The sequence below is a fragment of the Streptomyces sp. NPDC126497 genome (assembly GCF_040302425.1).
Taxonomy (GTDB): domain Bacteria; phylum Actinomycetota; class Actinomycetes; order Streptomycetales; family Streptomycetaceae; genus Streptomyces.
In genome coordinates this window covers 56,510-70,552 of record NZ_JBEORT010000016.1, presented here as the reverse complement: position 1 = coordinate 70,552, position 14,043 = coordinate 56,510, and the positions used below count along the sequence as shown (strand labels likewise).

Below are 14,043 nucleotides of genomic sequence, written 5' to 3'. Positions count from 1 at the left end.
GAAGTGCACTTATCACGGTACGCCCTGTCCGAGAGGACCGAATCCGGTCACTCCCCGCCGGCCGACTCCCGGGAAGCCGCCTCCGCCGCCTTCGCGGCAGCACTCCCCGGACGCTTACGAGCCACCCAACCCTCGATATTCCGCTGCTGACCGCGGGCCACGGCCAACGAACCCGGCGGCACATCCTTCGTGATCACCGACCCGGCAGCCGTGTAGGCACCGTCCCCGACCGTGACAGGCGCCACAAACATGTTGTCCGAGCCCGTCCTGCAGTGCGACCCGACCGTCGTGTGATGTTTGTCCTGCCCGTCGTAATTGACGAACACACTCGCCGCACCGATGTTCGAAAACTCACCGATCGTCGCATCCCCCACATACGACAGATGCGGAACCTTCGACCCCTCACCGATCGACGCGTTCTTCGTCTCCACATACGTACCGACCTTCGCCCTGCGCGCCAACCGCGACCCCGGACGCAAATACGCGTACGGACCCACCAACGCCTCAGGCCCCACCTCGGCACCCACCGCCACCGCGTTGTCCACCCGCGCACCCGCACCCACCCGCGTATCCGTCAACCGCGAGTTCGGCCCCACCTCACACCCCTCGGCCAGATGCGTGACCCCGTGCAACTGCGTCCCCGGATGAACCACCACGTCCTGCTCGAACGTCACCGTCACGTCCACCCACGTCGTCGCCGGATCGACCACCGTCACCCCCGACAACATGGCCTCCGTCAACAACCGGTCATTGAGGATCCGCCGCGCCTCCGACAACTGCACCCGGTTGTTGATCCCCGCGATCTCACGGTGATCCCCCGCCACCGACGCACCCACCCGGTGCCCCGCCCCCCGCAGGATCCCCAGCACGTCCGTCAGATACTCCTCACCCTGACTGTTGTCCGTCCGCACCCTCTTCAACGCGTCCGCCAACAACGCCCCGTCGAACGCGAACACACCCGAGTTGACCTCCCGGATCGCCCGCTGCTCCTCCGACGCGTCCTTGTGCTCCACGATCGCCGTGACCGCACCACCGCCGTCCCGCACGATCCGCCCGTACCCGGTCGCGTCCGGCACCTCGGCCGTCAGCACCGTCACCGCATTGCCGTCGGAGACGTGCGCGGCCGACAGCCGCCGCAACGTCTCACCCGTCAGCAACGGGGTGTCACCGCAGACCACCACCACGGTCCCGTCCACGGAACCGCCCAGCTCCTCCAGACCCATCCGCACGGCGTGACCCGTGCCGTTCCGCTCCGCCTGCACGGCGGTACGCACGCCCGGGGCGATCTCCGCGAGATGCGCGGCCACCCTCTCGCGGGCGTGACCCACGACGACGACCAACTGCTCCGGCTCCAGCTCACCGGCTGCGGCGAGCACATGGCCCACCAGGGAACGGCCACAGATGTCGTGCAGGACCTTCGGTGTGGCCGACTTCATACGGGTGCCCTCACCCGCTGCGAGAACGACGACGGCTGCCGGGCGATTGGTGCTCACGGGATGCCCTTCGGCTGTGATGGGGAGGGGGGTGACATCCGCAGGATACCGGGGGTGTTTGCGGGGGACATGAGTGCGGGCCCTGACCGGGGTAGTGACCAGTCAGGACCCGAACTGAGGTCTTGGTGTGCTGTGGCTCCCCCGCAAGGATTCGAACCTTGTCCTGCTGGTACCAAAAACCAGTGTGCTGCCAGTTACACCACGGGGGACAGCGCCTCAGACCTTACCGGAGACGTGCTTCCGAGTGGGCCACGATGCCGTCCCACCAGCCCTCGATGCGGTTATACAGGTCGGCGCTCCTCGCGACACCGACGACCAGGCAGCCGTGGTAGTCGTCACCGGTGTGCTTGCGGACCGTCTTCGGGTTGTGTTTCTTGAGTGTCGGTTTGGCGAAGAGTGAGACGTCGATCGTCGCTACCTGTGCCCAGAACCGGTGCGCGGAATCGACGTCTGCGGATTCGTGGATGAGGACTCGGAAGTTCAGTCGCTTCCGGTCGATGCCGAGCAGGTCCAGCCATGCGAGGTAGACCCGGATCACGCCTGCGTCGCTGTTGACGAAGATTGCGCGTTCTCGACGGTCGTAGGGTTTGCTCTTCGAGCCCTCGGCCCAGTAGAGCGCGACTCCTGCCATGAAGAGCTCACGATCCGTCAGATCGCCGATCTCCTGCCGAGCTCCTAGCTTGGTCTGCCGGTGTACCTCCCTGTCTGCTTCGCGCCGTCGTGCCAGTCCTTCTCGCATCAGGGTGCGCTGTTCCTCCGGCGTGTACCGAGGTTCAGGTTTCGGCAGGTCCCGTACCCACAGCGACACCGAGCTCCTGGAGCAGCCCAGCTCGGCCTCGATCTGGTCGTAGGTCCAGCCCTGCAGCCGCAGCTCCCGAGCCTTGGCCCTGAGGCCGTCCTTCGCGTTGGGGCGTTTCGTCCAGGCCGGCGGAGGCTCCCCCTTCACCAGCTGGTTGAGGATGTCGTTGTTGTAGATCTTCAGCTCGTCGCGGATCTGCCGAAGGCTGTGGCCCGCCCGTCGCAGGGCGACCGCCCGTTCCCGCAGGCCTTCGAAGTCGGCGTACTTGCCGGGTGCATGTGTCACACGCATACCGTCCGGGCGGAATGGTCGGTTCCCCCCTCGAACGGTGTCCGATTCAGCAGTTCGAGGGATTTCGGGCCGTATCGCATTCGAGGAATCACCCCGTGTGGTGCGGTTTGGGCGTGGAAACTCGCCGGAAAAGGGGAGCTTCCCGCCCGTAGGCTGGAGGCATGACCACGACGGGGGAAGAGCTGGTGACGGCCCGGGGAGGGCCGTGGTGGTGGGACAGGCGGCGTGGTGCCGTGCTGGATGTGGGGCTCGCGGTGGTGTCCGCGGCGGAGTGCGGGGTGGAGGGGGTCCCGTTCGCGCGGGAGGCGGGGATTCCGGTCGCGCTGGGGGTCGTCTTCGGGGTGCTGGCCGGTTCGGTGCTGCTGGTGCGGCGGAAGTGGCCGATCGCGGTGGTGCTGGTGGGGGTCGCGGTGACGCCGGCGGCGATGGGTTTCCTGCTGGGGCTGGTGGGCCTGTATTCGCTGGCGGCGTCGGAGGTGCCGCGGCGGATCATCGGGTCGTTGGCCGGGATGCAGCTGGTGGGTGTGCTCGTCGTGGTGTTCGTGCGGATGCGGCAGGACCTCGCGAAGGAGGACGTGGACGTCAGCGACTGGCTGGTGCCGTTCGCGTCGATCACGACGGCGTTGGGGATGACGGCGCCGCCGTTGCTGCTGGGTCTGTACGTGGGGGCGCGGCGGCGGTTGATGGAGAGTCTGCGGGAGCGGGCGGACAGTCTGGAGCGGGAGCTGCAGTTGCTGGCGGAGCGGGCGGAGGAGCGGGCGGAGTGGGCGCGGGGTGAGGAGCGGACGCGGATCGCGCGTGAGATGCACGACGTGGTGGCGCATCGGGTGAGTCTGATGGTGGTGCACGCGGCCGCGTTGCAGGCGGTGGCGCGGAAGGATCCGGAGAAGGCGGTGAGGAACGCCGCTCTGGTGGGGGACATGGGGCGGCAGGCGTTGACGGAGTTGCGGGAGATGCTCGGGGTGCTGCGGTCCGGTGGGGACGGTGGGCGGCGGCGGGAGCGGGCGGAGGTGCCGTCGGCGGTGGTGGGGGTGGCTGCGGCGGGGGCTGGGTCGCGGGTGGTGGATGAGGGGGAGGGGCCGTGTCTGTCGGAGATCGAGGAGTTGGTGGGGCAGTCGGCTGCGGCGGGGATGGTGGTGGATCTGTCGGTGGTGGGGGAGGCGCGGTCGTGTGCGCGGGAGGTGGAGTCGACGGCTTATCGGGTGGTGCAGGAGGCGTTGACGAACGTGCACAAGCATGCGGCGGGTGCGAAGACGTATGTGCGTCTGGCGTACCGGGTGTCGGAGATCGCGATGCAGGTGGAGAACGATCCGCCGCCGGAGGCGGCGTCGTCGGCGGGGTTGCCGTCGGGGGGGAATGGTCTGGTGGGGATGAAGGAGCGGGTGTCGGCGTTGGGTGGGGTGTTCGTGTCGGGGCCGACGGATGCGGGGGGTTTTCGGGTGTCGGCGGTGATTCCGGTGTCGTAGTGGGGGTGGGGTGGGTTCAGCCGGCGGTGAGGCGGGTGGGTTGTATGCCGGTGATGAGGGTGGTGAGGGCGTGGTCGATGTCGGGGCCGAGGTACCAGTCGCCGGTGTGGTCGAGGGTGTAGGCGCGGCCGTGGGCGTCGATGGCGAGGAGTGCCTGGGTGTCGGTTTCGGCGCCGAGGGGGCAGACCTCGGTGTCGAGGGCGCGGCCGAGGTCGCCGAGGGTGCGGGCCATGTGGAGGCCGTGGAGGGGGTCGAGGTGGAAGGTGGTGGGGGCGACGTGGCGGCCGGGGCCGGTGGGGTGGATGTGGAGTCCGCCGAATTCGGCCCAGGCTTCGACGGCGGCGGGGAAGACGGTGTGGCGGTGTCCTGCGGGTGAGGTGTGGTCGCGGAGGGTGTCGGCCCAGATTTCGGCTTGCTTGATGTCCCAGCGTCCGGGTTGCCAGCCTGCGGTGCGCAGGGCGGCGTCGACGGGTACGGCGAAGCGGGTGGTGGAGGTGCGGTCGGTGTGCATCTGCCTTCGTTCGTCTGGGTCGTGGGTGGTGCGGTGGCTGGGGTCAGCCGTTGGTGGTGGGGTCGACCATGCGGACGCCGAAGTGGGCGGTGAGGGCGGTGCAGGCGCGGCAGGGGGTGGCGTAGGCGCCGTGGAGGGGGTCGCCGTCCTCGCGGATGCGGCGGGTGGTGAGTTTGGCGTGTTTGAGGGCTTTGCGTGCTTCGCCGTTGGTCATGGGTCTGCGTGCGGCGCGTTTGCTGCGTGCGGCGTCGGTGGTGGTGAGGTGGCGGGAGATGAGGATGGTTTCGGCGCAGCGGCCGGTGAAGCGGTCGCGTTGGTCGCTGGTGAGGGTGTCGAGGAAGTCCTGGACGAGGGGGTGGAGGGTGGGGGGTGTGTCGCCGCGGGCGGCGGTGCAGGTGAGGGTGGCGCCGCGGACGGAGAGGGCTGCGGCGATGGTGGGGAGGATGCCGTCGCGGCGGTGGTGGAGGGTGGGGGTGTGGGGGGTGTCGGTGGCGCTCCAGCCGATGCGGGGGTCGCCGGTCCGGGGGTCGCCGGATGGGCCGCTGTGCGGCCCCGTCTGCGTCATGTTCATGATCGTCATTCCCTCCCGAGCATTTCCCCGGAGGTCACAGGGTGCCAAATGGGGTGGCGGATGGGGAAGCTGGGTCGGGGTGACACGCCCGGTTCGGGGCGGGCTGTCACGGGAGGGTGACGGCGGGTCACGGAAGCGGAGGGGTGGGTGGCCGGTGTCGGTGACCGGTGGGGGTGTACCGCATAGGCTGTCGGCACCGCGGTCCGTGCGGTGTTCTGCGTGCTGGTGCGTGCGGGCGCCGTGGGGGGCGTGGGGGTAAGCAGTCGAGACAGACGTGACAGTCGAATACGTTCCGTGGTGGTCCGAAGGTGGGCGGTGCGGGACGTACAGAGTGCCGCAGGGGGCAACCGCCATGACGACAGGTCGGCTCGGGCAGAAGGCCGCGCCGCCGAACGCGGCCTATGCCGGGCAGGTCGTGCACTTCCCGGATCCGGTGCGGGCGGCGCGTCATCCGAGGGGGGTGCGGGTGGACGAGCGTGGTTACCCCGATTTCTCGCCCTACGCGCGTGCGGCGGCGGAGGTGGCGGAGCCGCCGGAGGGTTTCGGCGTGGACGAGTTGCGGCTGACGGACTACGTGTCGGCGAACGCGGCGCTGGCGGCGAGCGGTCATGAGTTGTGGGACACGGTGCCGGCGGTGGCGACGCCGCACGGCTGGACGTGGCACCACGTGGTGGGGTCGCGGCGGCTGGAGCTGGTGCCGGTGGAGGTGAAGGCGTTGCTGCGGCACCACGGTGGGGTGGCGACGGCGGCGGTGGATCACGGCAAGCGGGGGACGCGGCCGTTGCAGGAGACGCGTCCGGCGCATTTCGGGTTGCCGAAGTCGGGTGTGGCGGTGACGGAGTCGCAGGTGCTGGGGGTCGAGGAGGATCTCGGGTACCGGTTGCCGGGTGCGTACCGGTCGTTCCTGAAGGCGGCGGGTGGGTGCGCGCCGGTGGGGACGGCGTTGGACGCGGAGCTGGGGCTGCTGGTGGACCAGCCGTTCTTCACGGTGCGGGACGAGGCGGCGGTCAATGACCTGGTGTACGCCAACAAGTGCCTGCGTGATCATCTGACCAAGGACTATCTGTGCGTCGGTTTCGTGCAGGGTGGTCTGCTGGCGGTGAAGGTGCGGGGTGAGCGGCAGGGTTCGGTGTGGTTCTGTGCGTACGACGACGCGCGGGACGTGGATCCGTCGTGGTCGCCGGCCGAGCGGGTGGAGCGGCTGTTGTTGTCGTGCGGGGATGATTTCGACGTGTTCCTGTCCCGGCTGGCGGGGTCTCCGCCGGAGCTGGAGACGGTGGCGAATCTGATGGTGGACGGTGGGTTCGCGCGCGCCGTTCCGGTTTCTTCCGCGGGGGAGTGAGCTGAGGCGATGGTGACGTTCGCGCAGGCGCAGGAGCGCGCGGAGGAGTGGGTCAACGGGGACGTGCCGGCGTACCAGCACCGTGAGGTGCGGGTGCGGGAGTTCGACCTCGGGTTCGTGGTGTGGGCGGAGGACCGTGCGGACGGGCCTCGTTCGGACGGGGGCGCGCAGCGGTTGGTGATCGCCCGGGACAGTGGTGAGGCGACGTTGTGGCCGGCGTTGCCGGTGGGTGAGGTGATCCGCCGGTACGAGGAGGAGTACGGCCGTGAGGGGGCGGTGTCCGAGCCGGTGCCGGCGCCTGCGGCGCGGGTGGATCTGAATCAGACGTCGTTCCTGTTGAGTCCGCCGGAGTGGTTGCAGGAGGCGGCGGACCGGCTGGGGATTCCGGATCGGCGGGGGGAGGGTGCGGGGGCCGTTGCCGAGGGGGGTGCGGAGGCGGACGCGTCCGCGGCTTCCGGTGCCGGTGATTCGCCTGCGGGTTCGCCTGCGGGTGCGTCCGCCGGTGCGGGGAGCGGGGCCGCGTGGCCTGCCGCCGGGGGGAGCGGTTCTCCGTCGGGGGCGCCGGCCGGGGCGACTCCGTGGGCGGGTACGGACACCAACGCCGATGCGGGTGAGGACTGTTCCGTGCCGTTGCCGGAGACGGTGTTCGCGCAGCAGTTGGGTGAGTCCGGTGACGACGTTCTGCCGCCCGCGGCTCCGCCGGAGGCGAAGACGGCGCTGCTGTCGGGGGGCAGCGGGCTTCCGCCGACGGCCGTCGCGCCGGCGCTGCCGGATTCCGGTGGGCCGCAGGGGGCGCCGGGTGCGCCTCCGCCGGCCGGTCCGGGTGTTCCGCCGGGGCCGCTCGCGTCCGGGGCCGGGGACATCGCGGACGCCGTGACGAGCAAGGCGGCTCCGCCTCCGCGGCGTGGTTCGGGGCCGTCGACCCCGCCTCCGCCGGGTGCGCCGGGGGTTCCGGGTGGTACGCCGGCCCCGCCGTCCGCTCCGCCGGGTGGGTACGTGCCGACGCAGATGGTGTCGTCGCTGGGTCCGGACGGGTCCGGGCCGTCGGGGGGGCCGACTCCGCCGCCGGGGACCCCGGCCCCGCCTTCGCAGCCCGGTGGTGTCCACCACGCGGCGACGATGCTGGCCGGTCCGGGTACGCCGCCGCCTCCTCCGGGTCCGCCCGGTGCTCCCGGCGCGTCCCGGCCTCCGGGTGCGTCCCAGCCTCCGGGGGCTCCCGGCGCTCCCGGTGCTCCCGGTGCTCCGCAGCCTCCGGGTCCGCCCGGTGCTCCGGGTGCTCCCGGTGGCGGGAGCGGGCCCGTGCACCACGCGGCGACCGTGCTGGCCGGGCCCCCGGTGGGCGGTCCGGGCGCGCCGCCGCCTCCGGCGCCTCCCGGCGTGCCCGGCGGGATGCCTCCCGGTACGCCTCCGCCCGCGGGTCCCGTGCCGGGGCGGCCGCCGGCGTACGGCTATCCGCAGGCGCCCGCCGGTCGGCCGACGGTCGGTCCCGGCTATCAGGCCGTGCTGCGCTACCGGGCGCAGGACGGCGGCGAGCAGCAGCTGATCCGGCGTTCGGCGCCGGGTACGCCGCACCCGGAGTGGCAGATCTTCCACGAGCTGCGGGCCATGAACGTGCCGCCGGACCGGGTGCTGGAGCTGCACACCGAGCTGGAGTCGTGCGAGCTGCCGGGTGCGTACTGTGCGCGGATGATCCGGGAGCAGTGGCCGCAGGCGCGGATCACGTCCATCGCGCCCTACGGCACGGACCACGCGAGCCGTCAGCAGGGCATGCGCCAGCTGCTCGCGCACCAGGGTGAGCTGCACCAGGTGGCGGACGGTCCGGCGCGTCCCGCGCCGGTGCGTGCGCCGATCCCGCCGGTGCAGCCGGCGCCGCCGGTGCCGCCGGAGGCCGTCGCGCAGGAGCTGGCGGGGGCGTTCGGGCCGGGGGTGTTCCGGTTCGAGCAGGCGGCGGTGTCCCGGCAGGGTGTGCCGCCGGTGGTGGCGCACACGCTGGTGGTGGCGGGGCTGCCGCTGGACATGGGTCCGTTCTTCTGGGCGCAGGCCCAGCCGGGCCGTCCGGTGCCGACGCTGGCGGAGCTGGCGGTGGAGCGGGGTGTGCAGCCGGCCGCGGACGCGGGCTCGTACCTGGTGATGGGCAGTGATTTCGGCAAGGCGATCTGTGTGCAGTACGGCACGGCGAACATCGTCGCGGTGCCGGTGGAGTCCGGGCCGGGCGGTGCGCCGGTGCCGCCGCAGTTCGTGAACACCGGGCTGCCGGAGTTCGCGCGCTGTCTGGCGCTGCTGGGCCGGATGTGGCGGCTGCGGTTCGGGCTGAACCAGGAGCAGGCGGGGCGCTGGACCGTGGACTTCCAGGCGCAGTTGGCCGCGCTGGACCCGGCGGCGCTGGGTTCGCCGGAGAGCTGGTGGTCGGTGCTGCTGGAGCAGATGTGGGACGGGCTGCTCTGAGCGGTCGCGGGTGAGTTCCGTGTGAGGCGGGGAGCCGGGCCCGGTCGTCAGGACGACCGGGCCCGGCTTTTGTGTGTCTTCCTCGCGGAGTGTCGCGTTATGAACACTTCCGTGTCATCCACCAAGATGTGCGCAATTCATCCCATTTCGTGCTCGGTCTTTCGAACTGGGCTTCGGGTCCGTCGGTGGAGAGGGGTTCCAGGGTGAGTGGTGCGTCGGTGTCGTCGCGGGGATTCGAGGTCGTACGGGGGCGTGGCTACCGTCCCCTGCAGGTGATCGCGTACGTCGAGGCCCTCTCGGGGCGTCGTGACGCCGCCTGGGAGCGGGCCGCGCGGCTCACCGTGCTGGCCCGGGAGATGGAGGAGGAGCTGGAGCTGCTGCGGGTGCGGGTGGCGGGGCTGGCTCCGCAGACGTACGAGTCGCTCGGGCCGAGCGCGCGGCGGCTGTTCGGGCTGGCCGAGGAGGAGGCTGCGGCCGTGCGGGAGTCGGCGCGGCAGTACGCGCGGGACCTCATGGACCTGGCGGAGGACGACGCGGCCGGTGTGCGGCAGGCCGCGCGGGCGCACGCCGACGCCGTGCGCGCCGATGCCGACGGGTGGGCCGGGGAGGTGCTGTCGGCGGCCCGTGCGGAGGCCGACCGGATCCGGGCCGAGGCCCGGGCGGAGGTGAAGGAGCGGCGTGCGCGGACGCTGGAGGTGCTGCGGGAGATGCGGGAGCGCACCTCCGGGATGCTCGCCGAGGCGGCCAGGGAGCAGGCGCGGCGGCTGGAGGGGGTGGAGCGGGAGGAGACCGCGCGGGTGGCCGCGCTGGACGCCCGGCACGCGGAGGCGGAGGAGCGCGCCGAGTGCGTGCTGGCCGAGGCGCGGCAGGTGTTCGCCGAGGCGGAGGAGTCGGCGCGGCGCCGTGCCGAGGAGGCGCGGGAGCGGGCGGCGGAGCTGCTCGCCGGGGCGCGCGTGCGCGCGGAGGGCGTCGCGCGGGAGACCGAGCGGGTGCTGCGCGACCACGCCGAGCTGCGGGAGGACGTGCAGGCGCAGCTGGACCAGGTGTGCGCCGGTCTCAGCGCGCTGACGGGCCGGGCCGTGGAGTGACCCGGCCCCGGCCCGCCCGGTCCCCCTTCCCCGCGGCCGGGTGCCCCTTGCACCTGTCCGCCGCCGCACGGCTGCGTACTCGGCCCTCCCGTCGCCCGGCCACCGCCCCCGACGACGCGCTTCGCGCGGCTCCTCCCGGTGCGGGCGGCGGGAGGGCGGCCCCCGGATGAGCCGACAGGCGGAAGCGACCCCGAGACGGTGTCCACCCGTCGGAGGAGAGCCCCTAGGGGTACCTCCGTACTACGGGTCGGGGAGGGTTCGTACCGGCGGAGGACGAGACGGGGCCCGGGTCGTCCTTAACCTGGCTTTACGCCGCTGGGGGGCGGCACGGAACCGGCGGGGGTGGGGTTTTCCCCCGGTACAAGACTGCGCTGGACACCAGGGCGCGGAACCCCTGCCGGACACCAGACTGGATCACGTCGCACGAACACGCACGGAGCGGCCGCCGGGCACCACGGGCGGGCGCCGGAGCACCGCTTTCTTCCACTGACCGACATAGGAGACTTACCGTGACATCGGCTGTGACCATTCCCAGGCACGGGGGCACTGGAGGGCGTACGGCCGTTGCCGCGCGGGCGCGGCAGGTCGTAAAGGCGTACGGGTCGGGCGAGACCCGTGTCGTCGCCCTCGACCACGTCGACGTGGACATCGCCCGCGGCCGGTTCACCGCGATCATGGGCCCCTCGGGGTCCGGCAAGTCCACGCTGATGCACTGCCTCGCCGGGCTCGACACCGTGACGTCCGGTCAGATCTACCTGGACGAGACCGAGATCACCGGTCTGAAGGACAAGAAGCTCACGCGGCTGCGCCGGGACCGGATCGGCTTCATCTTCCAGGCGTTCAACCTGCTGCCGACGCTGAACGCGATCGAGAACATCACGCTGCCCATGGACATAGCGGGCCGCAAGCCCGACCGGGCGTGGCTGGACCGGGTGGTGGAGACCGTCGGGCTCGCGGAGCGCCTGAAGCACCGGCCGACGCAGCTCTCCGGCGGCCAGCAGCAGCGGGTCGCCGTGGCGCGGGCGCTCGCCGCCCGCCCCGAGATCATCTTCGGTGACGAGCCGACCGGGAACCTCGACTCCCGCGCCGGCGCCGAGGTGCTCGGCTTCCTGCGCCGCTCGGTGGACGAGCTGGGGCAGACCATCGTGATGGTCACCCACGACCCGGTGGCCGCCTCCTACGCCGACCGGGTGCTGTACCTCGCCGACGGCCGCATCGTCGACGAGATGCACCAGCCGACGGCCGAGCAGGTCCTGGACCGCATGAAGGACTTCGACGCCCGGGGGCGCACGTCATGACCGTCCTGAAGACCTCGATGCGCAACTTCCTCGCGCACAAGGGGCGGATGGCGCTGTCCGCGGTGGCGGTGCTGCTGTCCGTGGCGTTCGTGTGCGGGACGCTGGTGTTCACGGACACCATGAACACGACGTTCGACAAGCTGTTCGCGGCCACCGCCTCGGACGTCACGGTCAGCTCCAAGGAGGCCTCCGACGGCGGTGAGACGACCTCCGGCAACGGCAGGCCGCCGGTGATACCGGCCTCCGTGCTGGACGAGATCGAGGGCGTGGACGGCGTGCGGTCGGCCGAGGGCACGGTGTACTCCACCTCGGTGACCGTCGTCGACGGCGACAAGGACAGCCTCTCGCCGGCCAACGGCGGCCCGACCATCGTCGGCAGCTGGAACGACAACGACGCCCGCACCATGGAGATCACCTCCGGCGCGGTGCCCGAGGGCGCGGACCAGATCATGGTCGACGCCGACACCGCCGACAAGCACGGCCTGGAGCTCGGCGACGAGATCGGCGTCATCAGCGCGCTCGGCACGCACACCGCGAAGGTCTCCGGCATCGCCGACTTCACCGTCACCAACCCCGGCGCCGCGCTGTTCTTCCTGGACGTCGGGACCGCGCAGCAGACCCTGGTCGGTGAGGACGGCGTCTACACCAACGTCAACGTCACCGCCGCGGCCGGCGTCAGCGACGCGCAGCTGAAGAAGAACGTCGTGGCCGAACTCGGCGGCGCCTACAAGGTGCAGACCGCGAAGGAGAGCGCGGACGCCAACAAGGAGAGCGTCGGGGACTTCATGAACGTCATGAAGTACGCGATGCTCGGCTTCGCCGGGATCGCCTTCCTCGTCGGCATCTTCCTGATCATCAACACCTTCTCCATGCTGGTCGCCCAGCGCACCCGGGAGATCGGCCTGATGCGGGCGATCGGCTCGTCCCGCAAGCAGGTCAACCGCTCGGTGCTGGTCGAGGCGCTGCTGCTCGGCGTCTTCGGCTCGGTCCTCGGCGTCGGCGCGGGCATCGGTCTCGCGGTCGGCCTGATGAAGCTCATGGGCATGATGGACATGGAGCTGTCCACGGACGACCTCACGGTCGCCTGGACCACCCCGGCGCTCGGACTGCTGCTCGGCGTGGTCGTCACGGTGCTCGCCGCCTACCTGCCCGCCCGGCGGGCCGGGAAGATCTCCCCGATGGCCGCGCTGCGCGACGCCGGCACCCCGGCGGACGCCAGGGCCGGCTGGATACGCGGCGGGACCGGCCTGCTCCTCACCGGCGCCGGAGGCTTCGCCCTCTACCTGGCGGGCAGCGCGGACAAGGCCACCGACGGTTCGATGTGGCTGGGCCTGGGCGTGGTGCTGTCCCTGATCGGGTTCGTCGTCGTCGGCCCGGTGCTGGCGAGCGGTGTGGTGCGCGTCCTCGGCGCGATCCTGCTGCGGGCCTTCGGCCCCGTGGGCCGCATGGCCGAGCGCAACGCCCTGCGCAACCCGCGCCGCACCGGCGCGACGGGCGCCGCGCTGATGATCGGCCTGGCGCTGGTGGCGTGCCTGTCGGTGGTCGGGTCCTCCATGGTCGCCTCCGCCACCGAGGAGCTCGACAAGACGGTCGGCACGGACTTCATCATCCAGAACGACACCGGTCAGCCGATCACCCCGCAGGCCGTCGAGGCCGTGAAGAAGGCGCCCGGGGTGGACCGGGTCACCGAGTACAAGTGGACCCAGGCCGACTTCACCACGCCCGACGGCAAGACGTCGAAGGACACGGCGATCACGGCGGCCGACCCGACGTACGCGACCGACCTGCGGGTCGAGACGGTCGCCGGGAACCTCGGCGACGCCTACGAGCCCGACTCGATGTCGGTCCACGAGGACTTCGCGAAGGACCACGGCATCGAGCTCGGCTCGAAGATCGAGGTCGCGTTCGAGGACGGCAGGACGGGCACCCTGACGGTCCGGGCGATCACCAGCAGCGAGGCCGTCGTCGACGCGGGCGCGATGTACACGTCCATCGACACCCTCGCGAGGTACGTCCCGGCCGAGAAGATGCCGCTGGACACCCTGGTCTTCGCCTCGGCGAAGGACGGACGGACCGACGCCGCGTACACGGCGCTGAAGGACGCCCTGCACGACTACCCGCAGTACACCGTGCGCGACCAGACCGACTACAAGGACGCGCTGAAGGACCAGATCGGCCAGCTGCTGAACATGATCTACGGTCTGCTGGCCCTGGCGATCGTCGTCGCGGTCCTCGGTGTGGTGAACACCCTCGCCCTGTCGGTGGTGGAGCGCACCCGGGAGATCGGCCTGATGCGGGCCATCGGCCTCTCGCGCCGGCAGCTGCGCCGCATGATCCGCATGGAGTCGGTCGTGATCGCCCTCTTCGGCGCCCTGCTGGGCCTGGGGTTGGGCATGGGCTGGGGCGCCACCGCGCAGCAGCTGCTCGCCCTGGAGGGGCTGAAGGTCCTCGACATCCCCTGGCCGACGATCATCGGTGTGTTCCTCGGATCGGCCTTCGTGGGTCTCTTCGCCGCGCTGGTGCCGGCCTTCCGCGCCGGACGGATGAACGTCCTGAACGCCATCGCCACCGACTGACCACCGCACACGGGGGTTGCGGGGGAAGCACCCGGCGCCGGAAAGTCCTCGGAGGGCTTTCCGGCGCCGGGCGCGTGTCACCGGCCCGTCCGGTGGAAGGCGGGTCACCGGCACCGCCCACCGGTCGACAGGCGTCGTCCACAGCCCCCGCGCCCGCCCGCGC

Annotated in this window: 10 protein-coding genes and 1 tRNA gene; 6 read left to right on the top strand and 5 right to left on the bottom strand. The window is 71.5% G+C overall.

What is annotated here, in order from left to right; all coding sequences use genetic code 11:
• Positions 1–47 precede the first annotated feature (47 nt).
• The 3 genes from glmU to ABTY20_RS11010 all read right to left on the bottom strand — a co-directional run bounded on the left by glmU (position 48) and on the right by ABTY20_RS11010 (position 2,577).
• Positions 48–1,493 carry a bifunctional UDP-N-acetylglucosamine diphosphorylase/glucosamine-1-phosphate N-acetyltransferase GlmU gene (gene glmU, locus ABTY20_RS11020; RefSeq protein WP_351996671.1) on the bottom strand — a complete coding sequence of 482 codons (1,446 nt, stop codon included), beginning with the start codon at positions 1,491–1,493 and terminating at the stop codon, positions 48–50.
• Positions 1,494–1,626: 133 nt separating this feature from the next.
• Positions 1,627–1,702: transfer RNA gene (locus ABTY20_RS11015), tRNA-Gln, on the bottom strand.
• A 14-nt stretch (positions 1,703–1,716) separates the two neighbouring features.
• Entirely contained in the window at positions 1,717–2,577 is an 861-nt protein-coding gene (locus ABTY20_RS11010; protein ID WP_351996670.1) for a hypothetical protein, read from the bottom strand.
• Between the two features lie 167 nt (positions 2,578–2,744).
• On the opposite strand from ABTY20_RS11010, the gene ABTY20_RS11005 reads away from it, so the two are divergent.
• Positions 2,745–4,049: a sensor histidine kinase gene (locus tag ABTY20_RS11005; RefSeq protein ID WP_351996669.1), complete on the top strand. Its 1,305-nt coding sequence runs from the start codon at positions 2,745–2,747 to the stop codon at positions 4,047–4,049.
• Positions 4,050–4,065: 16 nt separating this feature from the next.
• Here ABTY20_RS11005 and ABTY20_RS11000 read toward each other — a convergent pair whose 3' ends face one another.
• Together ABTY20_RS11000 and ABTY20_RS10995 are read right to left on the bottom strand one after the other, a co-directional pair.
• Positions 4,066–4,560 (bottom strand): SUKH-3 domain-containing protein, encoded by a 495-nt coding sequence (locus tag ABTY20_RS11000; RefSeq protein ID WP_351996668.1) that lies wholly within the window; start codon positions 4,558–4,560, stop codon positions 4,066–4,068.
• A 43-nt stretch (positions 4,561–4,603) separates the two neighbouring features.
• On the bottom strand, positions 4,604–5,131 hold the full coding sequence (locus ABTY20_RS10995; protein ID WP_351996667.1) for a YwqJ-related putative deaminase: 528 nt from the start codon (positions 5,129–5,131) through the stop codon (positions 4,604–4,606).
• 352 nt (positions 5,132–5,483) lie between these two features.
• On the opposite strand from ABTY20_RS10995, the gene ABTY20_RS10990 reads away from it, so the two are divergent.
• The 5 genes from ABTY20_RS10990 to ABTY20_RS10970 all read left to right on the top strand — a co-directional run bounded on the left by ABTY20_RS10990 (position 5,484) and on the right by ABTY20_RS10970 (position 13,880).
• The gene (locus ABTY20_RS10990; RefSeq protein ID WP_351996666.1) at positions 5,484–6,473 is read left to right on the top strand and encodes an SMI1/KNR4 family protein; all 990 of its coding nucleotides are present in this window, start codon (positions 5,484–5,486) and stop codon (positions 6,471–6,473) included.
• A gap of 9 nt (positions 6,474–6,482) precedes the next feature.
• On the top strand, positions 6,483–8,918 hold the full coding sequence (locus tag ABTY20_RS10985) for an SUKH-4 family immunity protein (protein WP_351996665.1): 2,436 nt from the start codon (positions 6,483–6,485) through the stop codon (positions 8,916–8,918).
• A gap of 218 nt (positions 8,919–9,136) precedes the next feature.
• On the top strand, positions 9,137–10,006 hold the full coding sequence (locus ABTY20_RS10980) for a cellulose-binding protein (protein ID WP_351996664.1): 870 nt from the start codon (positions 9,137–9,139) through the stop codon (positions 10,004–10,006).
• Positions 10,007–10,515: 509 nt separating this feature from the next.
• Entirely contained in the window at positions 10,516–11,304 is a 789-nt protein-coding gene (locus ABTY20_RS10975) for an ABC transporter ATP-binding protein (RefSeq protein ID WP_351996663.1), read from the top strand.
• Entirely contained in the window at positions 11,301–13,880 is a 2,580-nt protein-coding gene (locus ABTY20_RS10970; protein WP_351996662.1) for an ABC transporter permease, read from the top strand. The genes ABTY20_RS10975 and ABTY20_RS10970 overlap by 4 nt, the downstream gene beginning before the upstream one ends.
• The last annotated feature ends 163 nt before the right edge of the window (positions 13,881–14,043 follow it).

What these genes read in the sequence shown, in the direction of transcription:
- ABTY20_RS11005 (WP_351996669.1), top strand. Translation starts at nt 2,745, where the DNA reads ATGACCACGACGGGGGAAGAGCTGGTGACGGCCCGGGGAGGGCCGTGG.
- ABTY20_RS11000 (WP_351996668.1), bottom strand. Translation starts at nt 4,560, where the DNA reads ATGCACACCGACCGCACCTCCACCACCCGCTTCGCCGTACCCGTCGAC.
- ABTY20_RS10990 (WP_351996666.1), top strand. Translation starts at nt 5,484, where the DNA reads ATGACGACAGGTCGGCTCGGGCAGAAGGCCGCGCCGCCGAACGCGGCC.
- ABTY20_RS10995 (WP_351996667.1), bottom strand. Translation starts at nt 5,131, where the DNA reads ATGAACATGACGCAGACGGGGCCGCACAGCGGCCCATCCGGCGACCCC.
- ABTY20_RS10970 (WP_351996662.1), top strand. Translation starts at nt 11,301, where the DNA reads ATGACCGTCCTGAAGACCTCGATGCGCAACTTCCTCGCGCACAAGGGG.
- ABTY20_RS10985 (WP_351996665.1), top strand. Translation starts at nt 6,483, where the DNA reads ATGGTGACGTTCGCGCAGGCGCAGGAGCGCGCGGAGGAGTGGGTCAAC.